This window comes from Streptomyces avermitilis MA-4680 = NBRC 14893 (genome assembly GCF_000009765.2).
Lineage (GTDB): Bacteria > Actinomycetota > Actinomycetes > Streptomycetales > Streptomycetaceae > Streptomyces > Streptomyces avermitilis.
Genome location: NC_003155.5, coordinates 6,656,738 through 6,681,485, shown reverse-complemented (window position 1 = coordinate 6,681,485; position 24,748 = coordinate 6,656,738). Strand labels below are relative to the sequence as shown.

Here is a 24,748-nt window from a genome sequence, read left to right as displayed (position 1 = left end):
GAGGGGCACGCATGCCGATCTTCGTACGCCCCTCCGGGATCGTTCTCCCGGGCGGCATCAACCCGCCACCGGTACAGCCGTTGGAGGTGCCCAGCCTCTCCTGGACGGACGCCAGGGGGCGCACGACGCTCCTGTCCGACTGGGAGAGCGGCTGGGTCCTCCAGCCCGGTATCCGGGGCCTGGACTTGCCCGGGTACGACTTCTACACCGACGCCTCGCCGGGCATCGACGGCAACGCCCTGCGAGGGCTTCGAGCCCAGGCCCGAGAGGTCTTCCTCCCACTGGCCTTCTTCGACGTCGACCGCTCCGGCTTCATGGCCCGCAAGCGGTCCTTTTTCCGTACCCTCAATCCCTCCCTGGGGCTGGGCACGCTGACCCTGACCGAGTCGGACGGCTCCTTCCGCAGCATCGAGGCGTACTACGTCTCCGGCGCGGAAGGCGACTTCGGGCAGGACACCTCCGGTCTCCACTGGCAGACCGTCGGCCTGACCTTCTCCTGCCCCAGCCCGTACTGGCTCGGGGCGGCCGTCCACCAGGAGTACGCGGCCGGGGCCACCGGGAGCTTCTTTCCGGTCCTGCCGGTGAAGGTCCGGGACTCCCAGGTCCTCGGCAACACCACGATCGACAACCCGGGGGACGCCACGAGCTTCCCGGTCTGGACGATCCACGGCCCAGCCACGTCAGCGGTCATCACGAACAACACAACGGGCCTGAACTTCTCTGTGACGGCCTCTCTCGGCTCCTCGGACGTCCTGGTCGTCGACACCCGTGAACGCGTCCAGACGGCCGTCCTGAACTCCAGCCAGAACTGGTGGCCCAACCTAGCCACCGACTCAGACCTGTGGGGCCTGGAGCCCGGCGAGAACGACGTCTCGCTGACCCTCGTCGGTACGGACAGCAACACCACGGTCCAGCTCGACTACCAGCCGCGCTTCCTGACCGCGTAGGGGGTGGAGATGGCCTTCGACCAGCCCCGTGTCACCGTCCAAGTCCGGGACGACAGCCTGGACATCGTCGGGGTGGTCGACGACTTCACCGCGCTGACCATCACGCCGCGCTTCAACGCGGTCGGGGCGTACGTCCTGAACATCGCCGCGGATTCCCCCAAGGCCCATCTGCTCGTCCCGGGCAACGGCCTGGTGATCCGTCGCGGTGCCGACGTGCTGATGTCCGGCCCCATCCGGGAGCCGAACTGGACCCGCTCCGACAACGACGGCGGCAGCGGCACCCTGACGGTCAACGGGGTCGACGACATGACCCTCCTGGCCGGGGCGACCTGCTGGCCCAACCCGACGGCTGCTCCGGGCTCCCAGACGGACTCGGTGTACAAGATCTCGGGGGTCGTGGCCGAGACGGCCATGCGGGCCCTGGTGAACCTGAACATCGGGCCGGGAGCCCAGGCGGCCCGGAAGATCTCGAACCTGACGCTGGCCGCTGACGGCGCCCACGGGGCGAGCATCACCAAGCAGGTCAACCAGTTCGACAACTTGCTGACGGCCCTCCAGGACATCGCCAAGACGGCGGGCCTGGGCTTCCGGATCGTCCAGGTCGGCAGCAACCTCCAGTTCCAGGTCTATGAGCCGGCGGACCTCTCGGCCTCCGCCAAGTTCTCCTTCGGCCTGGGCAACCTAACGGACGCCTCGTACTCCGTGACCGCCCCGACCTGCACCAAGGCCGTCGTGGTGGCGGGAGGCGGCAGCAGCCCCCGCGTGGTCTCCGTGACGACCCGGGCGGACGCGGCCTTCCCCGGCCCGTGGATCGAGCAGTTCGTCGACCTGACGAGCGTCGACACCGCATCCGTGGACCTCACGGCCCAGATGAACCAGGCCGCCAACGAGGCCCTGACCTCCGGCGCGGCCCAGGGCAACTTGACCATGACGCCCATAGACACCCCGCGCCTCCAGTTCGGGCGCGACTACACGGTGGGCGACCAGGTCTCGTGCCAGGTCAAGGGCGACTTCTTCGCCGACGTGGTCCGCGAGGTCAGCATCAGCTTCGACGCGCAGGGCGGATACCTCGCTAAGGCCGTCATCGGCTCCTCGGACTCCACGAACAACCAGGACGTCCTGGCCCGGCAGTTCCAGTACATCGCCCGCATCTTCAACAAGCTCCGGCGCCTGGAAACCAGGAAGCCCTCATGACCTGGAGGTCTCGGTGACTCAGTCGTCCTTCCCGTTCGGCTCCTCGCAGATCACCACCGAGGACCAGTGGTCCAGCTACTTCCGGATGTTCCAGGTGGACGGTGTCTTCGCCACCAGCGAGAACGGCACGGACCTGAAGGTCACTGCCTCGAACGCCTCCACCGTCTCGTTGGGGGCCGGAGAGGCCGTGGTGCAGGGCACGTACTACGCCAACACCGCCGCGCTCAACGTCAGCGTCCCGACCAACTCCGGTGGCGGCTCGGCCCGTAACGACCTGATTGTCCTGCGCCGGGACCCATCGGCCGACGCCACCACGGTGCAGTACAAGACGGGCGGCACGAGCTTCCCGTCCCTGACGCAGACCCTCAACGGCACCTGGGAGATCCCCCTCGCGCGGGTCACCGTGGCTGCTGGAGCGTCTGTCGTGCCTCCGGCGGGAGTCACGGACGTCCGCTGGTTCGTAGGGCGCCCCCCGGTCGTCGGCAGCGCCGCGTACCGCCGTCCCCCGGTCCGTGGGCAGCTCCACGTCGACAACGGCTCGGACGTGTACCTGGGCGACGGGACGAGCTGGAAGTACCTCGGCACCGCCGAGGACCCTGCCGCAAGCACCTACACGCCCGTGTGGGACGCCGGTGGGACCGCGATCAGCTGGGGCTCGGGCAGCACGAACATCGGCCGGTACAAGCGGATCTCGGGCAACCTCTACTGGGTCAAGATCCAGCTCCAACCCACCGGCAACCCTCCGGCGTACGACGACCCCATCCGCGTGACGCTGCCCTTCACACTCCAGGGCTCCACCCGCGATCTGTTCAACGTCGCCTTCAGCCAGGCCACTGCCAACGGCGGCCTCTCCTTCGTCGGTACCGGCATGACGTTCCCGACCGAGGCCAACAACAAGATCGCGCGTATCCGGGTGCCGCTCTCCGAGGGCATCTCCGGCACCAGCGGCGGGATCAACAGCCGGAACATCCTGACCAACTCGCCCTTCAACATCCAGAACGGCGACATCCTCACGATCACCGGCACCTTCGAAGCGGCCTGACCCCCGACTCACAGAATCAAGGAGGGGCCATGGCCCGTCATTTGTTCGGCCTCTCCCCGGCCGATGTCACCGTGTCCCAGTCCGGGACCTCGCTGGTCCTTCAGCCCGGCTCGGTCGGAACTGCCTGGGACGCCCGTTCCGGCGGTACCCAGATCACTGACCTGACCGACCTGAGCGGCACGCCGATCACCACCGTGACGTCCGACTCGTACTCCGTGATCGGCTTCTACGGGCCGGACGGCGTCACGACCATCTACCTGGACTTCGGCTTCTCCGGGGGGCGGGCCCTGATGCAGGCGACAGACCTGGGCAACGCCATCGACGACCTCCAGACGAACAAAGCGAACCTCGCTGGTGACACCTTCACCGGTCCGGTCGTTCTCTCGGGCACGGGATCCGACCTCACCGTGGGCGGCGTCGTAAACACCACCGGCCCGGCCACGGTCAATCTGGGCAGCGGCAGCCCGAGCTACGCGAGTCTGCCCAAGGGCATTGCGGGCCGCTCCGAGAATGCTGGCCTGATCATCGGCTCCTCGTACATCGGCGGGGACGACGACGGCACCGGCACGGACTCCACCGGCCGGCTCAACCTCTACTCGTACCAGCGCGCCAACGTCGGCAGCTTCGGCGAGAACATCCGGCACTTCATGATGCGCTCGGACGCCAAGACGATGCAGGCGTTCTACATCCCGGTGCAGACCTCGAACAAGAAGGGTGGGTACGACGCCACCACCCGCGACCCGCTCTCCACGGGCGTCTCGTGGAAGCCGGTGGTTTGGCAGGGCGCGCACTACGAGGCCAACGACCACGGATCGGTCCACGGGCACTGGGAGCTGGAGGTCGCCGACGCTACCGGTGCGCTCCAGGGGCGCCTGGAGATCCCCTTCATCGACCAGTCGAAGCTGAGCAACGCGGTCGACACCACGACCATCGGCATCGCGTGGACAAACATTCGCACCAACCTGGCGGACTTCTCCATCCGAGCCCAGAACATCACCAGCGGCGACTACGCAGGGCAGAACACCGCGCTGCGGATCGGCGGCAACAACACGGTGAACAAGGACGTCCTGCTGTCCATCTCCTCGGATATGCAGAACTCCGGCCGCCGCTGGGGCTTCCGGGCCAACACGGACACCGAGTCCACTGGCAACGCAGGCACGAACTTCCAGCTCCTGCGCTATGCCGACGACGGATCTCAGCTCGGAACCGCCCTGTTCGTCCAGCGCGCGGACGGTCAGATCACCACCGGATCGCCCGCCGCGAAGGGGGCGCGTCTCGCCTTGGTGTGGGGCACCAACGCGGTGCAGGGCTTCTCTGCTCAGCCGTCGTCCTCCCCGGGCGCAGCGGCCGGTTTCGACGCCGTCATGACGGCCACCACCGACCGGGCGTACCAGGCGAACGTCATCGGCGACGCCAACAGGCGCCTCGTCGTGTTCGCTGACGGAAAGACCGAGTGGGGCGACGGCACGGCCACGCGTGACGCGAACCTGTACCGATCGGCAGCCGGACGGCTGAAGACGGACACCGCGTTCTCGGTCGGTACCAACCTCCTGATCAATACCACCTCGGTGGGCGCGGGCGTCGGCGTGCTGGGAATCGCCAACGCCACGACGGTCCCCACAGCCAACCCCACCAGCGGCGGCGTCCTGTACGTCGAGGCCGGAGCCCTGAAGTACCGGGGATCGTCCGGCACCGTCACCACCATCGCCCCGGCCTGATCCGGGCTGAACCACACCCCTTGGAGAACACCATGCAGATGACCCCTGAGCAGCTCGTAGAGGAGTACCGGGACACCGTCCTGGAGCTGCACCTCACCCGCCGCCACGTGAGCGCCCTGGAAACCGAGAACGCCTCCCTGCGGGCCCAGCTCGCCCCGGCGGAGGAGCAGGGCCACAGCCACTCGCACGGCGAGGACGGCGGCCACTCCCACAACGACTGACCACAAGCCCCCGGCCCCGGGAGTTCCTGGGTGTGGTTCGCCCTGGGGCCGGGTCTTTTTAAATTCCATCGCCCTGTACTACAGGGGCGGTTACCGTCCCTGTGTGGATGTCAACAGGATCTTCGGCGAGCTGTTCCCGGGTGCCAGACAGTTCGCGCAGTCTGCGTTGGACGCTCTTTCGAAGGACGACGAACAGGTCTTCCTCCTGCACGCGGGCGTCAGCATCGAGCGACTCGCCAAGGCGGTGCTGGCACAGAAGAGTCCCTTCCTCCTACTGGAGACGAAGGGGAACGGGAACGAAGACGCCCTCTTCCAGATCGCTGGCCTGGAGCAGGGAAAGAAGATCCGCACCATCGGAGCGGCGACGGCCATCGCCCGACTCAAGCGTCTCGGCGTTCTCCCGCAGACCAAGGACACTGAGCTGGACGAACTGATCGAGCTACGGAACGGTGTCGCTCATCTCACGGCTGCGCATGATGGGTCTTTCGACGCCCTGGCCAAGTTCGTGGGAACGAGCACAACGTTGCTGACGGCCTGGGGCAGATCCGGCCCAGAGCACTACTGGGGGCCTCACTATGGCCTGGTGGAGCTGACCTTGAGTGAGGCTGGGGAGAAGGCCGCCCGTCACTTCAGCAGGCTCGTCGAACAGGCGCGCTATCGAGTGGCCCAGCGGGCCCAGGCCCTTCCCCAGACCGCCATGGAGGCGCTCCTGAAGGAGCGCTCGATCAATGTGGCTATGACCTGGCCTAATAGCCGAACCGTGCTCCTTCCACACAAGTGCCCGGCCTGTGGCAACCTCGGAGCGCTGCTCACCGGCCCTCCGGTCCTGATCACGAGCGGGAAGCCTGGCGAGGCGTTCCCCAGGAGGTTCTTTTGCCCCATCTGCGAACTCGACCTGAGGACCCCTGAGGAGTTGACGTCCGCTGGCATGGACAGTCGGGTGCCGCTTGTCGAGGCGAACGGAGAGCGGGTGCTCACCGAAGCCGAAGAAGCCCTTTGGCACCAGTTCCCCGATGGTGGTGGTGACGAGAACGTGTCCGCCGCCCGCTGATCCGCCATGAAGCCCCGGTCCCCCGGCCGGGGCTTTCGCATGTCCTGACCCGCGCCGGATCTTCCTGCGCAGACCCCGCAAGGAGACCCCGTGGTACCTGAGCTGATCAGGGCCCTGGCCGTAGCCCAGGAGGCAGGCGGCGGGCCCGACATAGGCAAGCTGCTCGGGCAGTTCGCCCAGTACGGCGTCGTCGGCCTGATCGTCGTCCTCCTGATCATCGGCGTCATCGTCCCGAAGTACGTGATGTCCAACCTCCTGACGGATAAGGACGCCTGGCGTGACGCCTTCGAGAAGGAGCGCGAAGCCCACCAGCTCACGCGGCAGCAGCTCGCCGCCGCTCAGGCCAGTGCCGACGTCGCCAACGAGCAGGGCCAGGCCATGGTCCGGCTCCTCGAAGAGTTCGGCCACCGGCCGCAAACAGCCCCCGGGAGCGCCTGAGATGTGGCCCTTCGCCCGTCGGAACCAGGTGTCTCCCGAGTCGGAGACCGCGAAGAGGGCCGCCGAGAAGTCCCTCAAGGATGCCCAGGCCGGGATGCCTGAGGCCCAGGCCCGGCTGAACGAGAGCCGCCGGGTGACGGAGCAGCTCAAGGCCCACAACAGGGCGAACGCCTACAGCGACTTCATCGAGGGCATCGTCCTCGGCCGTCTCCACCGCGACGCCTGAACGAGGAGGACCCCGTGCTCTACACCCTGACCCTGTACGTCCTCCTGGGGATCGGACTCGCCGCATCGGTCGGCTTCCTGGTCCTGCACCGCCCCCGGCGGTTCTTCCGGGTCACCGAGATCAACGCGTCCTGGTGGGTCATCATCGTCGGCCTGCTGTACGCGCGTTCCCTCATGCTCCTGGGAATCCGCGGTGCCCGACCCGGCGAGACCTGGTGGGACAGCGCCATCTCGATCGGGTTCCTTACCGCGATCGACGTTCTCCTCCTGGTCCGCTTCTTCTCATACCTCTGGTACCTGCGAGAGCACCCCGAGAAGCGCTCCTGAGACCTCTCCTCCCCCGCCCTCCCGGCCATTGGCCCGGAGGGCTTCTTCATGCCCGCCAGACCCCTGAGGAGCCGCTATGAAGCTCGTGACACGACGCCAGCTCGGATGGCCCGCCTCGGCCGCTCCGACCCAAACCTCCACCAAGGGCGTGAAGGTCCACTACGAGGGGACGGCCGTCTCGGTCGACCTGCTCAAGGACCACGCCAGGTGCCTGGCCGAGTGGCAGGCGATCCGGAAGAGCCACCTGGCCAACGTCCGCGAGAACTACTCCGACGTGGCGTACAACTACGCGGCATGCCCCCACGGGTTCCTCTTGGAGGGCCGGGGCATCGGCAAGCGGACAGGGGCCAATGGCAACCAGCCGCTGAACGTCGCGCACTACGCCATCGTGGGCCTGGTGGGCAGCGAGGGCCTGACCGAACCCACGGACGAGATGCTCTCCGCGATACGCGACGGCATCGAGCTGCTCCGCCAGCACGGCGCCGGGGACGAGATCCTCGGCCACCGTGACGGGTACGCGACCTCCTGCCCTGGCGGCCCGCTCTACGCCTGGGTGAAGAAGGGCGCTCCCCGCCCCACGGGCACTGAGCCGGCGCAGCAGTACGAGCCCTTCCCCGGGGCCGCCTGGTTCTCCAAGGGCCTTAAGAGCCCCGTCGTGGCCCGCATGCACGACCGCCTCGTGGCGGTCGGCTGCAACCGGTACAAGTCCTCGGCGAACAAGGACACCATCGGCTCCGGCGACGTCGCCTCCTACGAGGCGTGGCAGCGGCTCCAGGGCTTCACCGGCTCGGCCGCCAAGTGGCCCCCGGGCAAGACGACCTGGGAAGCTCTGCACGTTCCGAAGGGCTGACACATGGATGAGGACCCAGTCCCGAAGGAGTGGGTCCTCTGAGGGCTCGTACGTCCCTCCCAAGTCCTGCCTCGCCTGGCCCCGTCATGCGGTGTCCAGTCACGCCTTGCCGTGCGACGACCAGCCTACACACAAGCGCCCCACTCTCCTTCCCGGGAGAGTGGGGCGCTTTCGTGCGTTCAGGGTCAGTCGAGCTTTATGACGAAGTCCACCACGGTCGTGTCGCCCCGCCTCACGATCGGGTGGGCCACCTCCACGATCCGGCCGTCCTCGGCGATGTGGCGCCGCGTGTACCGCAGCACCGGTACGCCGGAGCCGATCTTGAGCGTCTTGGACTCGTGGTCGGTCGGCATCCCGCAGGTGAAGGACTCAGTGATCTCAGTGACCCGGATGCCGATAGAGGCCAACTGGGCCTGAGTCCCTCCCGGCCACGGCTCGTGGATGGGGTCGGCGACCGGAGATCCCTCCACGTCGCTCCAGCGCAGGTACGAGACGCTCATCTGGGTGGGCTGGTCGTTGTCGTGGAAGACGAAGTGGCGGGCCAACAGCGGCTCTCCCACCTCGCATTCGAAGAGGGCCGCCAGCTCCATCGTGGCCTCTACCTGCTCGTACTTCTTGTCGAGCCGGTACTCACTCCAGCCGATGCCCTGGTCCCGGGTGAACGGCGTGGAGGGGACCCCGGCCTTGTTGCGGTAGCGGTCGGCGGTCAGCCGGTGGATCGGAGGCCGCTCGCGAACTCGGGTCCCAGCGCGGGCCCGTGTCTCGATCAGGCCCTCATTCCGGAGCAGCGCAAGGGCGTTGCGGACCGTCGTCTCCAAGACCCCGTACTCCTCCGCGAGAGCCGGGAGGGTCGGGATCTGATCCCCGATTCCGAACTCCCCTGACGAGATGCGCTTCCGCAGCTCAGCGGCGATCCGCAGGTACCCGGGCCTTTCCACTGCCACACCACCGTTTCGAGTGATCGCCGCAATCTGTTGCACACATATTGCACCGTTCAGCTTGACCAGCGCCAACCCCGCCCGCCAATCTGTGCAACAGAAAGCGAGTATGTGATACACAGAAAGCCACGGAGCTGAGGGACAAGCATGCCCGAATCAGGACATACGTGGCGCCGGGAGTTCAAGGCGCATCCGGTAGAAGCCGACTCGGTCCGTCGATGGGTGGCCTGTCGCCTGGAGCACCCGGACGCGCCCCAGGTGGCCAACGAGCTTTTCGTCTCGGTCCTGTCCACGGGAAGCCCCGTGGTGGAGATGACCCTCTCCACGGCGGGCTCTCGCGCACGGATGACGGCGGCCGGCTCAGTCGAGATGAGCGCCCTCCAGAGCTACGGCCCCGGCTTCCGCATCATCAGCGGCCTCTCGGCCCTCTCCGGCGTGAACACCGACGGGCAGGGACTGTGGGCTCAGCTCACCTCTAAGACGCAGGGGACGGAGCAATGACCGATGAGTACCTGAGGGCGTACAAGGCCCTCTATGACCACGTCTTGAAGTGCCCGAACTGCTTGCAGGGCTGCGCCGAGGGAGCCGCTCTGCGCCGGGCCATGAGGGAGGCACGATGACGAAGTGCATCCATGGCGACCATGAGTTCCCGTTCGAGGACGAGACGGGGGCCTACTGCGAAGAGCACGGCGTGACCCTGCTGTGGAACCCTCCCCACTTCGCATGGGACGACCTGCTCGCGGAGCCCCGTCGCCTGCACAGCAGCGCCTTCCCGTGGCTGAGCGACCTGACCGACGAGCAGGCGTACGAGTTCCTCGGTGAGGTGATCGAGGCCGCCCAGGCGGCCGGGACCCACACCGCCTTTCTCCACGCGCTGGACGTTCTCGTGGGCCAGCACGCGCCCACCCCCACACTCCCTCACGGGGTCATGCCCTAGCGGCTCCCCCGGCCCTGGGAGGTCGAGAGGAGGCCCCGGTCGCTCTTGAGGTGAGGGCGATCGGGGCCTCTGTCACAGGACGATGATCGTGCCGTCCTGGGCCATGCGCGCGTTCCACGGGAGGGTCGAGCCGTCGAGGTCGTTGACCGACCCGGTCCAGGCGGGGGCCAGAGACCATTCGCCTCCGCCCCCTTGAAGGTACTGCTGGGCGTACATCGTGGACGGGTTAGCGACCGTGATCATGCACTTGTCCGGGAATACCGAACTGAACCCGACATGCACATAGGCAGTCGGGTTTTCGGCCTGTGCGGCGGTGGAAATCGAGGCGACGCTCTCCTTGTTCGCGTTGCCGTCGTTCCAACTATCCGCGCATGCCTGAAGAGATTCGTCCGGCGAGTCCACGACGTCGGCCTTGCCGTCATCCGAGGCGGAAGCTGTGGCGCCCCCTCCATCCGACTGAGCTGCGATGACACCCCCTACAGCGCCAGCGGCGACGACACACAGAGCGAGTGCGACGACCCTCTTCCGGGCTGACAGCACCCTTCGTAAACCTGGCCTCCCCGGGGGCTCCGAAGGGAATGGAGGAGTGCCCGAGGGATTCGTTGAAGACATACGACGAACGCTAGAGGAAGAGCACTGAGGGGCTCGATCTGTCCTCAGGGATCCGAGGGATATCCGGGCATATTCAGATGGCGTACAGCGCCTCCCGATACCCTGATTCGCAAACCCTCATTCCGTCCGGACCGTCAGGCGCCCGAGGCGTGAAGAGAGCCCCGGTCTCCGAGAGGTGACCGGGGCCTCCGGAGGATCAGTCCTCGGCCAGCCACTCGATCTCGTCGTCCGTCAGGTCCTCGATCTCCGGGATCTCGCCCTTGGCATAGGTGATCGACTTCGGGTCCCAGTGGCGGTACTCCCATCGCGCGTGAGAGGTGATCTGCTCGATGCTGTCGGTCGGCATGTGGGCGCGAGCCGCTTCCATGGCAGCGATGACCACCTCCCCGTACGTGTTCTCCAGGCGGCTGTACCGGGTCACCTTCTCGTTGACCTCGATCTCCAGCTTGATCGTGAGGATCTTCCTGACGCCCACGGGCCCTCCCTCGTCGTTGGACGACCAGTCTGATCCGCAGCACCAGCGAGCCGCCGGGGATCATCGGAGTTGACGCCGAAAACTCTCAAGTAAATGTCCTACAAGGAAAGTGTGGTGGGCGACCTTGAGGACGTCCACGGAACCCAGGCCCGCCGCGGCCGGCGATCTCAACAGCGCCTGCTGGGCCGGAGGTTCGAGGTCGCCCAGCAGCAACAGGCTCAACCCGGCCGACCGCACGAGCAGGGTGACACTCGCGTCGTTCGGGCCGTCCGGCGCCGGGGCCCGATCCGACGGTGGCCACAGCACCTGCCAGTCGAGCGCTCCGGCGCGGCGCCGCTCGCCCGCCGCGGCCCGCGTCAACGGAATGTGCCGGGCGGCCGCGTGGGCGCGTACGAACTCCACCTGGTCCGGCGGCTCCTCGAAACCGGTCGTCTCGATGGCACCCACCGAACGTCCGCGCAGCACACCCGGCAGCCCCGCCACATGGTCCGCGTGGAAGTGGGTCAGTACGACGAGCGGGATCCTGTCGACCCCGAGCGCGCTCAGACACCGGTCGACCAGTGCCGGGTCGGGTCCCGCGTCCACCACCACCCCGGTGCCGTCGCCCGCCGCGAGTACCGTCGCGTCGCCCTGCCCCACGTCGCACATCGCGAACCGCCAGCCGGGTGGCGGCCACCCCGTGATCACCCTGGTCAGCGGCGGCGGCTGCACCACCACGAGCAGAAACAGGCCGACGCACAGACCGGCCGGCCAGGGATGTCTCACCAGCCGCCGCCCGACAAGCACCACAGCCGCCGTGACCAGGGTGAGCAGCAACGCCCCCGTCCAACTGCCCGGCCAGTCCACACCTCCGCCGGGCAGCGCGGCCCCGGTACGGGCGATGTCCGCGATCCAGCCGACGGGCCAACTCGCGCACCAGACGAGCCCCTTGGCGACGGGCATCGCCACCGGAGCGACCGCCAGGGCCGCGAAACCCAGCACCGTGGCCGGCGCCACCGCGAACTCGGCGAGCAGATTGCACGGCACCGCCACCAGACTCACCCGGGCCGACAGCACCGCGACAACCGGCGCGCACAGGGCCTGTGCGGCGCCCGCGGCGGCCAGCGCCTCCGCCAGCCGTGGCGGCACCCGGCGCCGCTGGAGCGCGGCGCTCCAGCGCGGGGCGACGGTGAGCAGGGCGCCGGTCGCCAGCACGGACAGCAGGAAGCCGTAACTACGGGCCAGCCACGGGTCGTACAGCACCAGCAGCAACACCGCCGTGGACAGTGCCGGAATCAGCGATCTGCGACGCCCCGTGGCAATGGCCAGCAGCGCGATCGTCCCGCACGCCGCGGCCCGCAGCACACTCGGGTCCGGGCGGCACACGACGACGAAGCCGAGGGTGAGCACGCCGCCGAACAGCGCCGTCCCCCGCAGCGGGATGCCCAGCCAGGGGGCCAGCCCGCGCCGCTCGACCCGCTGGGCAAGTCCGGCAGGCCCGATGAACAGCGCGAGCAGGATCGTGAAGTTACCTCCGCTGACCGCGAGCAAGTGCGCCAGATCGGTTTCCTTGAAGGCCTCGTCCAGCTCGGACGTCACCCGCGAGGTGTCCCCGACGACGAGCCCCGGCAGCAGCGCCCGCGGATCCGGGTCGAGCCCGTCGGTTGCCTCCCGGAGCCCCGCGCGCAGCCGCCCCGCGAGCCGCTGTGCCCCGGACGGCTCCCCGGTCACCTCGGGCGGTGCCCCGCCCCGCACCCGCAGCACGGCCGCGACCCGGTCCCCAGCGGCCAGCGGTGGCGCGAGCCGCGCGAACACGCGCAGTCGTGTCGACGGCAGCAACGACAGCCAGGGTGAGCGCCGGCTCTCGACCGCGGTCCGCGCCCCTCCCCCGGAGAAGGCCGGTGCTCCCCTCGGCCCGGCCAGCGTCCGCGAGTGCGCGTCGACGATCACCAGCACCGGCGTACGGGTCGCCACCACCGTCCCGTCCGCCTTCGTCAGCCGCCGCACCTCCGCGTCCAACAGGACGGCCGTCGGCGCCGTGTGGTCCCCCTTGATCCGGGGCCGGGTGAGCCGCGGATCGGAGGTGACCTCGACCTCCGCGGTCACCTCGGCGTACTGACGCGCGAGCGCCGGTACGGGTCCGCGCCGCAGATCCGCGCCGTGCAGCCCGGCCGAGGCGGCGGCCGCGGCGACACACAGCAACACGGCGGCAACGGATGCCTTCGGCCACGATCCCCAGCGGTCCCGCTCACCCGATGGCCTTCTCAGGCCGCCGGCCGGGGCGCCTTGTGCACCCGTGCGCCGGGCGGCGAGCAACCCACCAGCGACCGCCACACAGAGCAGCACCACGCCCGTGACCCACCCGGCCGACGCATCCAGCGCCAGCGCGGCCGTCGCCCAGGCTGCCAGCGCGGGCGGCACCAACCGCAGGTCCGTCGGCCCATCCTGCTTGGGATGCGAGTTCCCCGCTCTGCTGCCGGAGGCGACGTGCACCGGTCGGCTGCCGAGGATGGTGGCGAGGGGGCCCGCGGGTCGGGAAGCACCGGGCGCGGGCGCCTGCGATGCCCCCGGCTCGGCGGGACCCCGCTCCTGCGTCGTCCTCATGGCCGCACGAGATTCTGCAGGTCCGCGAAGCGGCGGTCGCCGATACCGTTGACCTCGCGGAGCTCGTCGACCGAGCGGAAGCCGCCGTGCTGGGTGCGGTAGTCGATGATGTGCTGGGCAAGGACCGGGCCGACTCCCGGCAATGTGTCGAGCTGGTCGGCGGTCGCCGTGTTGAGGGACACGGGGGTCGAGGGGGTGGTGCCCGCCCCTGAGCCGCCGGTGGCTGTTGCGGCCGTTCCGGGGTCCGGCGCGGGTGCCGGGCCGCCGACCACCACCTGTTCGCCGTCCGCGAGAAGTCGCGCGCGATTGAGTCCCTGCATGTTCGTGCCGGGACGCACCCCGCCCGCCGCCCGCAGGGCGTCCGCGACCCGGGACCCGGCGGGGAGCCGCTGAATACCGGGGTTACGGACCTTGCCGCTGACGTCCACGACGATCACTGCCCCGGCACCAGCCGCAGTTCCGTTTCCCGTTCCCGATGCGGTTCCGGAGCTGGTGCCATCGCCGGTAGCACGAGCTCCAGCCGGGTCCCCGGGCTTCGCCTCCCGGCCGCCCCCTTCTCCTTCTCCACCGAAAGGAGCCGCCGCTCGCACGACCTCGGGTGCCCTGACCTCCTGGGTCCGTCCGGACCAGAAGTGCTGTGCGGCGAAGACGGCCGCGACGACGAGCAGCACGGTCAGCGCGGCCACGCTCCGCCGCTCCAGCCCACACCTCGACTGCAACCACAACGGCATCCGCTCCCGCACGGCGAGCCCGACCCGCTCCCGCCAGGCGGCCCCCACCACCCCGCCCGCGTCGACGCCCGAGCCACCGGCCTCGCCTACAGTGACGCCCGAGCAAGCAGCCTCATCCTCAGCGACGCCACCAGCGTCCGGGCCTCGCCCTTCGCGCACCCGAGCGACGCCGAAGCCCAAGGCCGTGCCTGCCGACGGTCCCCCGACATCCCGGTCCGCTTCCGGTGGTCCGTTCCCCCACTCCGGTCGCGGGCCGCCTTCTTCCGCGAAGAGGGCCTCCGCTCGCAGGCGGAGTACCTCGGCCGACGCATGGCGACGGCCGGCCCGGTTTCGCGGGTGGTGGCGATGGCGCGTACGGCCGTCGGAGACCGGCCCGCGGCCTGGTCCGCTGGTGGGACTCGCTGTGCGTGAACGTGATCGAAGTGCCATGCGACGAGGATCCGGCACCTCGCCATCCTCGCGATGATCATGCTCAATTCCCGGGGATTACTGCCCAGTTGTGGATAACTCCATCACCCACACGAGCCACATATGGCACACCGTCACCGGCAGCCTCGCCACACCTCACGGGCCACACCTCGCCTGCCACGCGCGACGCCCCGCCCGCCCCACCTCTCCTCACCGAGGCGAGACGACCGCCCCCAGCAAACCCGGCCCGGTATGGGCGCCGATCACCGCACCGACCTCGCTCACATGCAGATCCGCCACCCCCGGCACCCGCGCCCGCAGCCGATCCGCGAGGGCCGACGCACGTTCGGGAGCGGCGAGATGGTGGACGGCGATGTCGACCTGCGCACTGCCCGCACGCTCGGCGATGATCTCCTCGAGGCGGGCGATCGCCTTGGACGCCGTCCGTACCTTCTCCAGGAGTTCGATGCGTCCGTCGTCCAGCTGGAGCAGCGGCTTGACGGCGAGCGCCGAGCCCAGCAGCGCCTGCGCGGCTCCGATCCGGCCACCCCGGCGCAGATAGTCCAGGTTGTCGACGTAGAAGTACGTGGAGGTGCCCGCGGCCCGCTTCTCCGCGGCCGTGACCGCCTCGTCGACCGTGCCGCCCGCCCCGACGGTCTCGGCTGCCGCCAGCGCGCAGAAACCGAGGGCCATCGCGACCATCCCGGTGTCGACCACGCGCACGGGCACGGGCGCCTCGCGCGCGGCCTGGACCGCCGCGTCGTAGGTGCCCGAGATCTCGGAAGAGAGGTGGAGGGACACGATTTCGGTCGCGCCGGCCTCCGCGGCCTTGCGATAAGTCTCGGCGAAGAGCTGGGGACTGGGCCGGGACGTGGTGACGGGCCGTCGCTTCTGGAGGGCCTGGGCCAGGGAGCGGGCCGAGATCTCGGTACCCTCTTCGAGCGCCTGGTCGCCCAGCACCACGGTCAACGGCACCGCGGTGATGCCATGGCGCTCCATCGTCCGTGGCAGCAGGTAGGCCGTTGAATCGGTGACGATCGCGACATGGCGGGACATGAGCTGGAGGTTACCTGCCGGAACGTGCGGACGGCAGCCCGGCCCCTCCCCCCGGCGGTGACGCTGGGGAGATCAAGTCGTGCTTTCGGGACGAGGCTTCTTCTGCCAGGGATACGTGGGCCGTCGGCCCGGCGGGGTGATGGCTGACCGGGTCTGCTCCTCCGCCGTACCGGACTCGGGCGTCTCGGGCCAGGCTTGTCCGCCGGAGGTCGCGTCCTCGGGCGCCGGTGCCTCGGGCCAGGTGGACGCCGGGGTGGTCCGCTCGGTCGTCCAGTGCCGCAGGGCACCCGCCTCCATGTCGATCTGGGCACTCAGCGAGGCGAGGTCGTCGTCCGCGAACCGGCGGGCCCGGTCGCGTGCGGCCCAGCGCAGGGAGTCCGCGGAGTGGATGATCTGCTCCGTGCGCTCGCGCAGACCGGGCAGCCGCTGAGCGAGCTTCGTGCGGTCGGGTTCGGTCTCCAGGCGCCTGAGTTCGCCGTCCAGTTCGTGCCCGTGTGCGCTGAGTCGGTCGAAGAGGGCGAGCGACTCCTTCAGGGACTCGTCCTCGGCCACGCCCGCGTGCAGCGCGTCCTGCGTCGCACGCATCGAGGTGCGCAGCTTCAGTCGGAGCTGGGCCAGCTCGCCCACGGGGCCGGGCTGGGCAAAGGTCCTGGCCCGCAGAGTGGTGTCCTCGACCGTGCGGCGGGCCTGCGAAAGCGTACGGTCCACGCCGCGCTTGGCCGCGCCGACCGCCTTCACCGTGACGTAGGCGCCCAGCGCCACGAAGAGCAGGAAGAGAAGGGCGACGACTGCGATCACGGCTTCCACCACGCTCCTCCTCCGGTCGGCCGCGGCAGTTGCCGCGTCGCTCTTCAACGGTAAACGCAACGGGCAGGCCCGGAGTTCCAGAAGAACCCTGAACCTGCCCGTAAGGGACTACCCCGACACCTCCGCCGAGACGACGCCCTGATCAGGCGGTGACGATGTTCACCAGCTTCGGCGCCCGCACGATCACCTTGCGGATGCCCGCGCCGCCCAGTGCCGCCACGACCTTCTCGTCGGCCAGCGCCACCTTCTCCAGCTCCTCCTCGGAGATGGCGGGCGAGACCTCCAGGCGTGCCTTGACCTTGCCCTTGATCTGCACGACGCAGGTCACGGCCTCGTCCACGACGTACGCCGGGTCGGCGACCGGGAAGTCCTGGTGGACGACCGAGTCATTGTGGCCCAGCTTGCGCCACAGTTCCTCGGCGATGTGCGGGGCCAGCGGCGCGACCAGCAGGACCAGGGACTCGGCGACGGTGCGCGGCACCGGCCCACCGGCCTTGGTCAGCTGGTTGTTCAGCTCGGTGACCTTGGCGATGGCGGTGTTGAACCGCATGCCCTCCAGGTCCTGGCGGACGCCGTCGATCGCCTTGTGCAGAGCACGCAGCGTCTCCTCGTCCGGCTCGGCGTCGACGACCGTGACCTCGCCGGTGGCCTCGTCGACGACGTTGCGCCACAGCCGCTGCAGCAGCCGGAACTGGCCCACCACCGCGCGCGTGTCCCACGGCCGCGACACGTCCAGGGGACCCATCGCCATCTCGTACAGGCGCAGGGTGTCCGCCCCGTACTCGGCGCAGATCTCGTCCGGAGTGACCGCGTTCTTCAGGGACTTGCCCATCTTGCCCAGCAGTCGGGAGACCTTCTCGCCCTGGTAGTAGTACGCGCCGTCGCGCTCCTCCACCTCGGCGGCCGGCACCGCGATGCCACGGCTGTCGCGGTAGACGTAGGCCTGGATCATGCCCTGGTTGAACAGCTTGTGGAACGGCTCGGCCGACGAGATGTGCCCCAGGTCGAACAGGACCTTCGACCAGAAGCGCGCGTACAGCAGGTGCAGCACGGCGTGCTCGGCGCCGCCGACATACAGGTCGACGCCACCGGTCGGCTGCCCCTCGCGCGGGCCCATCCAGTACTGCTCGATGGCGGGGTCGACCAGCTTCTGGTCGTTGTGCGGATCCAGGTAGCGCAGCTCGTACCAGCAGGAGCCCGCCCAGTTGGGCATGGTGTTGGTCTCGCGACGGTACTTCTGGGGACCACGGCCGTCACCCAGGTCCAGGGTGACGTTGACCCAGTCCTCGTTGCGGGACAGCGGGGTCTCCGGAGACGTGTTGGCGTCGTCCGGGTCGAAAGTGCGCGGCGAGTAGTCCTCGACCTCCGGCAGCTCCAGGGGCAGCATCGACTCGGGCAGGGCGTGGGCGATGCCGTCCTCGTCGTAGACGATCGGGAAGGGCTCGCCCCAGTAGCGCTGGCGGCTGAACAGCCAGTCGCGCAGCCGGAAGTTGACGGTGCCCTCGCCGAGGCCCTTGCGCTCCAGCCACTCGGTGATGCGTGCCTTGGCCTCGACGACACCCAGGCCGTCCAGGGAGATCTCACCGCTCGACGAGTTGACGATCTTCGCGTCGTACGAGGCGAACGCGTCGTCCCACGTGCTGGGGTCCGTTCCGCGGTCGTCGGAAGGCTCGACGACACAGCGCATCGACAGCTCGAAGGCGCGCGCGAACGCGAAGTCACGCGTGTCGTGCGCCGGGACGGCCATGATCGCGCCGGTGCCGTAGCCCATCAGTACGTAGTCGGCGATGAAGACCGGGACCTGCTCGCCGCTGACCGGGTTGGTCGCGTACGCGCCCGTGAAGACGCCGGTCTTGTCCTTGGCCTCGGCCTGGCGCTCGACGTCGGACTTCGAGGCGGCCTGGGCACGGTAGGCGGCAACGGCCTCGGCCGGCGTGGCGTGGCCGCCGGTCCACACGTCGTGGGTGCCCTCGGGCCAGGCGGCCGGGGTGAACTTCTCGACCAGCGGGTGCTCGGGCGCCAGCACCATGTAGGTGGCGCCGAACAGGGTGTCCGGGCGGGTGGTGAAGACCGTGACGGCTTCGCCGTCGATCGGGAAGTCGACGCGGGCACCCTCGGAGCGGCCGATCCAGTTGCGCTGCTGCAGCTTGATGGCCTCGGGCCAGTCCAGCGCGTCCAGGTCGTCCAGCAGCCGGTCGGCGTAGGCGGTGATGCGCATGTTCCACTGGCGCAGCTTGGCCTTGAAGACGGGGAAGTTGCCGCGCTCGGAACGGCCGTCGGCGGTGACCTCCTCGTTGGCCAGTACGGTGCCCAGTCCGGGGCTCCAGTTGACCGGCGCCTCGGAGGCGTACGCCAGGCGGTACTCGCCCAGGACGTCGGCGCGCTCGGCGGCGGTCAGCTCCCGCCACGCGCGCGTGGCACCGTCAGCGCGCGGGACGGCGCGCTCGCCGGACTCGAACTGGGCGACCAGTTCGGCGATCGGGCGGGCCTTGTTCGCCTCCTCGTCGTACCAGGAGTTGAAGATCTGCAGGAAGATCCACTGGGTCCACTTGTAGTAGTCCGGGTCGATCGTGGCGAACGACCGGCGCTTGTCGTGGCCCAGGCCCAGCCGGCGCAGCTGGACCTTCATGTTCTCGATGTTGGCCTCGGTGGACACGCGCGGGTGCGTGCCCGTCTGCACGGCGTACTGCTCGGCGGGCAGGCCGAAGGCGTCGAAGCCCAGGGTGTGCAGGACGTTGTGGCCGGTCATGCGCTGGAACCGGGCGAATACATCGGTGGCGATGTAGCCCAGGGGGTGACCGACGTGCAGTCCCGCACCGGAGGGGTACGGGAACATGTCCATGACGAACTTCTTGGGCTTGGCGACCAGCGCGGGACCCCCGGCCAGGTCACCGGTCGGGTTGGGCGCCTCGTACGTACCCTCGGCGTCCCAGAAGTCCTGCCAGCGTGCCTCGATCTCCGCGGCCACGGCGGCCGTGTAGCGGTGCGGCGCGGCCACCTCGGAGGCGGCAGCGGGGTTCGTCTCGCTCATGATCCTCAAAGCTCCATCGATCGTCTCTGCCAGCGGCCTGGAAATGAAAAAACCCCTCGCACAGGAGGGGACGCCGCGCCGATTCCGACCACGAATCGTCAGTGGTCTGGGCTGATCAGCGCGGCTCGCTAAGCAGAAGGCGTACGGCACGCATGGCGTCAGGGTACCGCAGGGCCCGAGCACGCCGCGACGGGCTTCCACGGCGACACGTTTCACACCGGTGACGCCGAACGGAGAGCCTGCTCCGGACGTATCACTCGTTGCGCCCGACGCCGAGCGCGAGTTGTGAAGATCCAGAAAAGTTGAACGAGATTCAAATATTACTCCGCGTAACGGTCGCTAAGGGACATCGCAAGCATCACATTGCCCTTTGATAACAACGCAATAACTCAAACCTCGTACCGCTCGGTTTGCAGCCACTTAGAGTGCGGCAGCGGGACCGCTTTCCCGAACTGCTCGGAGTTGCCCCCATGAACCCTCGTCGTAGTAACAGCTCGCTCCCCACACCGGGCCGATCGGCCTACGGTGCGGCGACGGCTGCCACTCTGCTGCTCATACCCGTGATTGTGCTGGTCGGAGGTGATGGACTCCGGGACTTCCTCAACTTCGGCGCCGGCGTGCTGTCGCTGGTCGCCCTCTCCTGCTCCGTGATCTGGGGCCTGGTCGCAACGGACCGGCTGTTCCTCAACACGCGCCAGCGCATCGTCGCGCAGGCCGTGCACCGGACGACCGCCATCTCCTCGGTCGCCTTCCTGCTGCTGCACGTCACGGTGAAGCTGGCGCTCGACCACACCCAGCTGATCGCCGCGCTGATCCCCTTCAGCCTCGGCGTCACCGGTTCCGCCGGCCTCATCGGCTTCGGCTCGGTCGCCGGGCTGCTGATGATCTTCACCGCCATCACCGGCGCGCTGCGCAACGCCTTCGCGACGTCCTACCCCGTCGCCGCGCGCTGGCGCGCCATGCACATGCTGGCCTACCCCGCCTGGTGCTGCGCCCTGGTCCACGGCCTGTACGCGGGCCGTGAGGCGAAGCCGATCTTCGTGATCCTGTACAGCCTCTGCCTGATCGGCGTCATGGGCGCGCTCGCCCTGCGCGCCGCCCCGCGCCCGTTCAAGCGCAAGGTGGCCGACCGGATCGTCGCCATCATCGGGAACGGCGCTCCGCTCGGACGCGAGGATCTGGAGGCGAGCCGCGCCCGCAACGCGGAGTCCATGGCGGGCTCCGGTGGCCGTTCCGGTGGCCGTTCCGGCGGCTCCGGGAGCCGGGACGCCGAGGAGTCCATCCTGGCCGCTTCGCAGCGTATGGCTGCGTCCTCCGCGTCCCCGTACGACGCTCCCCCGGCGTCGCGCAGCATGACCCCGGAGCCCGGCAACGGGTTCGCGGCCGCCTATCGTGCGACATCCGCCACACCGCGCGCGCAGGACCCGTTCGGGGCCGACGGAACCCAACGCATGGACCTGCCGATGGACATGCAGGCCACGGAGGCCATGCCGCGTGTCGACGACGGCGCCTCGAACGCTCCCCGCTGGCCCGCGCCGTCCCCGCCGCCGGTCGGTGAGGCCCCGCGGTCCTCGTTCGACCCGATGAACGACACCTATGCTGGCGGCATCTCGTACCAGGGCTACGACAATTCCTACGCGCAGGGTGAGTCGAACGTCCCCTACGGCACGTACAACACGAACGACACGTACAACAGCGGTCCCGCCACTGAAACGCTGCCCGGTGCCTACGACGCGCCGGGCTCCGGCGAACCCTGGAACGCGCCTTCCGGAGGCTTTTAGTGAACGAGGCCCTGCCCGACGTCCCAGAAGTCCGCGTGGTCGGGCTTCCGCAGCTCACGTCGGGCTTCGACCTTGTCGAAAGACTCGATCTACCGATGCACCTCAAGGTGCACGGCCCGCTCGAGCCGATGGGCGGCGAGCAGCTCGCGCAGCTCTCGGAGCGCATCTCCCTGAAAGGCCGCGGCGGCGCGGGCTTCCCCTTCCACAAGAAGCTGCGGTCGGTCGCCGAGGCGGCGATCAAACGCGGTGTGCGGCCCGTGGTCGTCGTCAACGGAAGTGAGGACGAGCCCGCCTGCCGCAAGGACACGGTGCTCATCAACCGTGCCCCGCACCTCATCCTGGACGGCGCCCTGCTGGTCGCGGAGGCCTTGGGCGCCCGCACCCTGGTGATCGGTGTGACCCGTGAGTCGACCCAGCGGTCGATGGAGGCGGCGCTCTCCGAGCGCGGCCTGAGCAACCGGCGCGGCGCGGCCATACGCGCGCGCGTGCAGCGCAATCCGATCCGCATGGTGACCGGCGCGGCAGCCTCGCTGATCCGCTCCATCGACGGCGGTCCCGCCATCCCGCCGGGCCGCAAGGTCAGCGCCTCGCAGAACGGCGTCGGCGGCGCACCCACCCTGCTGTCCAACGCCGAGACGTTCGCCCAGCTGGCGATCGCGGCCCGCATCGGCGCCGAGCGCTACTGCAACACCGGCCTGTACGACGAGCCCGGCACCGTCATGCTCACGGTTTCCGGCGCGGTGGCCCGCCCCATGGTGCTCGAGGTCCCGACCGGTGTGCCGCTGCGGTACGTGCTCCAGCTCGCCGGTGCCCCGCCGGTCCCGCAGGGGGTGCTGACCGGCGGTTACCACGGCAAGTGGATCGACGCGGCGACGGTCAACGAGGCGATCGTCTCGCGCAACTCCCTGGACGCGGTCGGCGGCGCGCTCGGCGCGGGCGCCATCCTTCCGATCAGCCAGGAGACCTGCCCGCTGGGCGAGTCGCTGCGGGTGGCGCAGTGGCTGGCCGACGAGAGCGCGGGGCAGTGCGGTCCCTGCTACCTCGGCCTGCCCGCCGCGGCACGTGGCATGGCGGACATCCTCAACGGTGGCGGCCCGGCCGCCCTGGAGGCCCTCAAGCAGGTCGCCAAGGCCGTGAAGCGGCGCGGTGCGTGCTCGCACCCGGACGGCTCGGCGATGTTCCTGGAATCGACCGTCAAGGCGTTCACCGACGACCTGGCCGCGCATGTCCTGGGCAACGGCTGCGGCAGGCCCGTGGAAGGCGTACTGCCGCTCTTCGAGGACGGCCAGCTCCCCGCCGGCATCTCGAGCGGACAGCAGCAGGAGGAGTCGGGTCCCAGCCGACAGAAGATCTACGTCGACTGGACACTGTGCAGGGGACACGGCCTGTGCGCCGACATCCTCCCCGAGGTCTTCGAGCTGGGCGCCGACGGCTTCCCCACCGTCGCACAGGCACAGGTGCCGCGGTACGCGGAGACGAAGGCACTGCGCGCGGTGCGCCGCTGCCCCGCGCTCGCGCTGCGCCTCGAGGAGGACACCCGCTCCGCCCCGGCCCGCAACAACCTGCCCGTCCTCTCCCAGGGACGCGGCCGCCGGGCCCTCGGCCGCTGAAACACGTCGAAGGCGGGCCGCCCGAGTCGGGTGGCCCGCCTTCCGCACGCCCGGGGGCGCGGCCCCCGAATGCGTCACACATGACGAAGGCGGGCCGTCCTGATCGGACGACCCGCCTTCAATTCCTGTGGAGCTAAGGAGAATTGAACTCCTGACCTCCTGCATGCCATGCAGGCGCTCTACCAACTGAGCTATAGCCCCTTGCGGCCACGCGGCGAAGCCGCATGTTGACCGTGTCGCCCGGTCTCCCCGGCGGCGACGCCAACATTACACGGTCCGACGGGTGCACCACCAAATCGTTTCCGTGCTGCACGGACAATACGGACATGGGGGATAGTGTCGGCCGTCATGACCTTGATCGACCTCCCCCGGGTGTGCCGCCGTACGCCCGTCGCCCTGGGGGCGTGCCTGCTGTCGTTCACGGCGTTCTGGATCGCGCAGCGGGCCGCACACGTGTCGATGATCGACCTGATGGTGTACCGGGCCGAGGGCGCGACGGTACGCGCGGGCGGCGACCTCTACACGCTGCGTACGACCTCGGCCCGGTTGCCCGCCACATACCCGCCCTTCGCCGCGCTGCTGTTCACCCCGCTGACGGTGCTGGACCCGGCGGACCTGCGCACCCTGGCGACGGCGGGGAACCTCGCGCTCCTGGTGCTGTTCGTGTGGCTCACCCTGCGCATCGTCGGCCACGCACGCGTGGAGACCCTCTGGTGGGTCTCGGCGGCGGCGGTGTGGTGCGAGCCGGTGTGGACGACACTGCGGTACGGGCAGATCAATCTGCTGCTCGCCGTGCTGGTGCTGTGGGACCTGGCCCGGGGGCCCGGGCAGCGTTGGGCCGGAGCCGGTATCGGCATCGCGGCTGCGGTCAAACTGACGCCCGCGCTGTTCGCCGTGTTCCTGCTGGCCACCGGAGTGATGGCGCACACAAGGCAGCGCTCCGGAGGGCCGTGGCTGCGGCACGCGCGTGCCGCGGCCGCCACGTTCGCCGGGGCGACGCTGCTGGGGGCCGCCGTCCTGCCGTACGACTCCTGGCGTTTCTGGACCCGCGTGGTGTTCCAGACGGGTCGGGCCGGGCTCGCCGAGGACACCGCGAACCAGTCGCTGCGCGGAGTCCTCGCGCGGCTGCTGCACACGCCCGAGCCGGGCCTGTGGTGGGCCGCGGTCGCGGCCGTGGCGGGTGCGGCGGGCCTCGCCGTCGCGGTGGCCGCGGAGCTGCGCGGCCAGCGGGCCTGGGCGGTCACCGCCTGCGGGATGACGGCACTGCTCGTCAGCCCGGTGTCGTGGTCGCACCACTGGGTGTGGTGCGTACCCATGGCGGTGGTTCTCGCGACGCTGAACGGGGCGTTCGTCCTCGGTGCGGCACTGGTCTTCTGCTCGTACGCCCTGTGGTGGGTGCCGCACGGCGCCGGACGACTCGAACTGCACCAGAGCGGAGCCGAGTTGACGTTGTCGGCCCTCTACGGAGGAACGGCTTTCGTCTTCCTGTCCCTCGTGGGGGGCGCGCTCGGACGCACGCCCCGCTCGGATCAGGCGGTCGCGAAGGAGTAGAAGCGTTTGAGTGTGCAGTGCTCGTCGAGGAGACGGCCGTAGATCGGCTCGCCCTCAAGCTCGCGGTACGTCTCGATGGGGTCGCCTTTTATGATCAGCGCCCGTGCGCATTCCTCGCACCAGTATTGGTAGTCGTGGTTGACCGGTTCCATGTCGCGGACGATCGGTGTGCCGCTGCCACACCAGTCGCACTTTCGCCTGTGTGCACCCATCGA

General features: G+C 69.3%; 24 protein-coding genes and 1 tRNA gene. 15 read left to right on the top strand and 10 right to left on the bottom strand.

The window, feature by feature from the left end:
- Nucleotides 1–11: 11 nt before the first annotated feature.
- The 10 genes from SAVERM_RS28430 to SAVERM_RS28385 all read left to right on the top strand — a co-directional run bounded on the left by SAVERM_RS28430 (nucleotide 12) and on the right by SAVERM_RS28385 (nucleotide 8,013).
- The gene (locus SAVERM_RS28430; RefSeq protein ID WP_010986909.1) at nucleotides 12–947 is read left to right on the top strand and encodes a phage distal tail protein; all 936 of its coding nucleotides are present in this window, start codon (nucleotides 12–14) and stop codon (nucleotides 945–947) included.
- Nucleotides 948–956: 9 nt separating this feature from the next.
- Complete coding sequence (locus SAVERM_RS28425; RefSeq protein WP_037645375.1) at nucleotides 957–2,141, top strand: siphovirus ReqiPepy6 Gp37-like family protein; 1,185 nt, start codon at nucleotides 957–959, stop codon at nucleotides 2,139–2,141.
- Between the two features lie 13 nt (nucleotides 2,142–2,154).
- Nucleotides 2,155–3,183 carry a hypothetical protein gene (locus SAVERM_RS28420; protein WP_010986907.1) on the top strand — a complete coding sequence of 343 codons (1,029 nt, stop codon included), beginning with the start codon at nucleotides 2,155–2,157 and terminating at the stop codon, nucleotides 3,181–3,183.
- A 29-nt stretch (nucleotides 3,184–3,212) separates the two neighbouring features.
- The gene (locus tag SAVERM_RS43120) at nucleotides 3,213–4,901 is read left to right on the top strand and encodes a hypothetical protein (RefSeq protein ID WP_010986906.1); all 1,689 of its coding nucleotides are present in this window, start codon (nucleotides 3,213–3,215) and stop codon (nucleotides 4,899–4,901) included.
- Between the two features lie 32 nt (nucleotides 4,902–4,933).
- Nucleotides 4,934–5,122, top strand: a complete 189-nt coding sequence (locus SAVERM_RS28410; protein WP_037645372.1) for a hypothetical protein — start codon at nucleotides 4,934–4,936, stop codon at nucleotides 5,120–5,122.
- A 103-nt stretch (nucleotides 5,123–5,225) separates the two neighbouring features.
- Nucleotides 5,226–6,173, top strand: a complete 948-nt coding sequence (locus tag SAVERM_RS28405) for a hypothetical protein (protein ID WP_010986904.1) — start codon at nucleotides 5,226–5,228, stop codon at nucleotides 6,171–6,173.
- Between the two features lie 90 nt (nucleotides 6,174–6,263).
- Nucleotides 6,264–6,611, top strand: coding sequence for a hypothetical protein (locus SAVERM_RS28400; protein ID WP_010986903.1), 348 nt, complete (start codon nucleotides 6,264–6,266; stop codon nucleotides 6,609–6,611).
- Nucleotide 6,612: 1 nt separating this feature from the next.
- The gene (locus SAVERM_RS28395; RefSeq protein WP_010986902.1) at nucleotides 6,613–6,837 is read left to right on the top strand and encodes a DUF7620 family protein; all 225 of its coding nucleotides are present in this window, start codon (nucleotides 6,613–6,615) and stop codon (nucleotides 6,835–6,837) included.
- A gap of 14 nt (nucleotides 6,838–6,851) precedes the next feature.
- A complete protein-coding gene (locus SAVERM_RS28390) occupies nucleotides 6,852–7,163 on the top strand; it encodes a hypothetical protein (protein WP_010986901.1) in 312 nt (103 codons plus the stop codon).
- Nucleotides 7,164–7,239: 76 nt separating this feature from the next.
- Nucleotides 7,240–8,013, top strand: coding sequence for a peptidoglycan-binding protein (locus SAVERM_RS28385; protein WP_010986900.1), 774 nt, complete (start codon nucleotides 7,240–7,242; stop codon nucleotides 8,011–8,013).
- 185 nt (nucleotides 8,014–8,198) lie between these two features.
- On the opposite strand, the gene SAVERM_RS28380 is transcribed toward SAVERM_RS28385, so the two are convergent.
- Nucleotides 8,199–9,026 carry a GntR family transcriptional regulator gene (locus tag SAVERM_RS28380; RefSeq protein WP_237528900.1) on the bottom strand — a complete coding sequence of 276 codons (828 nt, stop codon included), beginning with the start codon at nucleotides 9,024–9,026 and terminating at the stop codon, nucleotides 8,199–8,201.
- 72 nt (nucleotides 9,027–9,098) lie between these two features.
- Between SAVERM_RS28380 and SAVERM_RS28375 the strand changes: the two genes are divergently transcribed.
- Both SAVERM_RS28375 and SAVERM_RS42815 read left to right on the top strand, forming a co-directional pair.
- A complete protein-coding gene (locus SAVERM_RS28375; protein WP_010986898.1) occupies nucleotides 9,099–9,452 on the top strand; it encodes a hypothetical protein in 354 nt (117 codons plus the stop codon).
- A 115-nt stretch (nucleotides 9,453–9,567) separates the two neighbouring features.
- A complete protein-coding gene (locus SAVERM_RS42815) occupies nucleotides 9,568–9,888 on the top strand; it encodes a hypothetical protein (RefSeq protein ID WP_010986897.1) in 321 nt (106 codons plus the stop codon).
- A gap of 72 nt (nucleotides 9,889–9,960) precedes the next feature.
- Here the strand turns inward: SAVERM_RS42815 and SAVERM_RS28365 are convergent, their stop codons facing one another.
- From SAVERM_RS28365 to leuS, 7 genes are all read right to left on the bottom strand, one after another.
- On the bottom strand, nucleotides 9,961–10,290 hold the full coding sequence (locus tag SAVERM_RS28365) for a hypothetical protein (RefSeq protein ID WP_010986896.1): 330 nt from the start codon (nucleotides 10,288–10,290) through the stop codon (nucleotides 9,961–9,963).
- 406 nt (nucleotides 10,291–10,696) lie between these two features.
- Nucleotides 10,697–10,975: a hypothetical protein gene (locus SAVERM_RS28360; protein ID WP_010986895.1), complete on the bottom strand. Its 279-nt coding sequence runs from the start codon at nucleotides 10,973–10,975 to the stop codon at nucleotides 10,697–10,699.
- Between the two features lie 60 nt (nucleotides 10,976–11,035).
- The gene (locus tag SAVERM_RS28355; protein WP_010986894.1) at nucleotides 11,036–13,558 is read right to left on the bottom strand and encodes a ComEC/Rec2 family competence protein; all 2,523 of its coding nucleotides are present in this window, start codon (nucleotides 13,556–13,558) and stop codon (nucleotides 11,036–11,038) included.
- Nucleotides 13,555–14,718 carry a ComEA family DNA-binding protein gene (locus SAVERM_RS28350; protein ID WP_010986893.1) on the bottom strand — a complete coding sequence of 388 codons (1,164 nt, stop codon included), beginning with the start codon at nucleotides 14,716–14,718 and terminating at the stop codon, nucleotides 13,555–13,557. Before SAVERM_RS28350 ends, SAVERM_RS28355 begins: the two co-directional genes overlap by 4 nt.
- Nucleotides 14,719–14,907: 189 nt before the next feature.
- A complete protein-coding gene (locus SAVERM_RS28345; protein WP_010986892.1) occupies nucleotides 14,908–15,753 on the bottom strand; it encodes a DegV family protein in 846 nt (281 codons plus the stop codon).
- Between the two features lie 72 nt (nucleotides 15,754–15,825).
- Nucleotides 15,826–16,560: a hypothetical protein gene (locus tag SAVERM_RS28340; RefSeq protein ID WP_171033159.1), complete on the bottom strand. Its 735-nt coding sequence runs from the start codon at nucleotides 16,558–16,560 to the stop codon at nucleotides 15,826–15,828.
- A gap of 142 nt (nucleotides 16,561–16,702) precedes the next feature.
- Nucleotides 16,703–19,591 carry a leucine--tRNA ligase gene (gene leuS / locus SAVERM_RS28335; protein ID WP_010986890.1) on the bottom strand — a complete coding sequence of 963 codons (2,889 nt, stop codon included), beginning with the start codon at nucleotides 19,589–19,591 and terminating at the stop codon, nucleotides 16,703–16,705.
- Nucleotides 19,592–20,061: 470 nt separating this feature from the next.
- Here leuS and SAVERM_RS28330 point away from each other — a divergent pair, with 470 nt between their 5' ends.
- A complete protein-coding gene (locus SAVERM_RS28330; RefSeq protein WP_010986889.1) occupies nucleotides 20,062–21,372 on the top strand; it encodes a ferric reductase-like transmembrane domain-containing protein in 1,311 nt (436 codons plus the stop codon).
- Complete coding sequence (locus SAVERM_RS28325) at nucleotides 21,372–22,982, top strand: NADH-quinone oxidoreductase subunit NuoF family protein (protein WP_037645368.1); 1,611 nt, start codon at nucleotides 21,372–21,374, stop codon at nucleotides 22,980–22,982. The genes SAVERM_RS28330 and SAVERM_RS28325 overlap by 1 nt, the downstream gene beginning before the upstream one ends.
- A gap of 128 nt (nucleotides 22,983–23,110) precedes the next feature.
- Here the strand turns inward: SAVERM_RS28325 and SAVERM_RS28320 are convergent.
- Nucleotides 23,111–23,183 (bottom strand) — tRNA-Ala (locus tag SAVERM_RS28320).
- 147 nt (nucleotides 23,184–23,330) lie between these two features.
- Between SAVERM_RS28320 and SAVERM_RS28315 the strand changes: the two genes are divergently transcribed.
- Nucleotides 23,331–24,533 (top strand): glycosyltransferase 87 family protein, encoded by a 1,203-nt coding sequence (locus SAVERM_RS28315; RefSeq protein ID WP_037645686.1) that lies wholly within the window; start codon nucleotides 23,331–23,333, stop codon nucleotides 24,531–24,533.
- On the opposite strand, the gene SAVERM_RS28310 is transcribed toward SAVERM_RS28315, so the two are convergent.
- A complete protein-coding gene (locus SAVERM_RS28310) occupies nucleotides 24,512–24,745 on the bottom strand; it encodes a hypothetical protein (protein WP_010986886.1) in 234 nt (77 codons plus the stop codon). The two genes, SAVERM_RS28315 and SAVERM_RS28310, sit on opposite strands and share 22 nt — an antisense overlap.
- Between the last annotated feature and the right edge of the window lie 3 nt (nucleotides 24,746–24,748).

What these genes read in the sequence shown, in the direction of transcription:
- SAVERM_RS28430 (WP_010986909.1), top strand. Translation starts at nt 12, where the DNA reads ATGCCGATCTTCGTACGCCCCTCCGGGATCGTTCTCCCGGGCGGCATC.
- SAVERM_RS28425 (WP_037645375.1), top strand. Translation starts at nt 957, where the DNA reads ATGGCCTTCGACCAGCCCCGTGTCACCGTCCAAGTCCGGGACGACAGC.
- SAVERM_RS43120 (WP_010986906.1), top strand. Translation starts at nt 3,213, where the DNA reads ATGGCCCGTCATTTGTTCGGCCTCTCCCCGGCCGATGTCACCGTGTCC.
- SAVERM_RS28410 (WP_037645372.1), top strand. Translation starts at nt 4,934, where the DNA reads ATGCAGATGACCCCTGAGCAGCTCGTAGAGGAGTACCGGGACACCGTC.
- SAVERM_RS28395 (WP_010986902.1), top strand. Translation starts at nt 6,613, where the DNA reads ATGTGGCCCTTCGCCCGTCGGAACCAGGTGTCTCCCGAGTCGGAGACC.
- SAVERM_RS28385 (WP_010986900.1), top strand. Translation starts at nt 7,240, where the DNA reads ATGAAGCTCGTGACACGACGCCAGCTCGGATGGCCCGCCTCGGCCGCT.
- SAVERM_RS28375 (WP_010986898.1), top strand. Translation starts at nt 9,099, where the DNA reads ATGCCCGAATCAGGACATACGTGGCGCCGGGAGTTCAAGGCGCATCCG.
- SAVERM_RS42815 (WP_010986897.1), top strand. Translation starts at nt 9,568, where the DNA reads ATGACGAAGTGCATCCATGGCGACCATGAGTTCCCGTTCGAGGACGAG.
- SAVERM_RS28355 (WP_010986894.1), bottom strand. Translation starts at nt 13,558, where the DNA reads ATGAGGACGACGCAGGAGCGGGGTCCCGCCGAGCCGGGGGCATCGCAG.
- SAVERM_RS28350 (WP_010986893.1), bottom strand. Translation starts at nt 14,718, where the DNA reads ATGGCACTTCGATCACGTTCACGCACAGCGAGTCCCACCAGCGGACCA.
- SAVERM_RS28345 (WP_010986892.1), bottom strand. Translation starts at nt 15,753, where the DNA reads ATGTCCCGCCATGTCGCGATCGTCACCGATTCAACGGCCTACCTGCTG.
- leuS (WP_010986890.1), bottom strand. Translation starts at nt 19,591, where the DNA reads ATGAGCGAGACGAACCCCGCTGCCGCCTCCGAGGTGGCCGCGCCGCAC.
- SAVERM_RS28330 (WP_010986889.1), top strand. Translation starts at nt 20,062, where the DNA reads ATGAACCCTCGTCGTAGTAACAGCTCGCTCCCCACACCGGGCCGATCG.
- SAVERM_RS28315 (WP_037645686.1), top strand. Translation starts at nt 23,331, where the DNA reads ATGACCTTGATCGACCTCCCCCGGGTGTGCCGCCGTACGCCCGTCGCC.
- SAVERM_RS28310 (WP_010986886.1), bottom strand. Translation starts at nt 24,745, where the DNA reads ATGGGTGCACACAGGCGAAAGTGCGACTGGTGTGGCAGCGGCACACCG.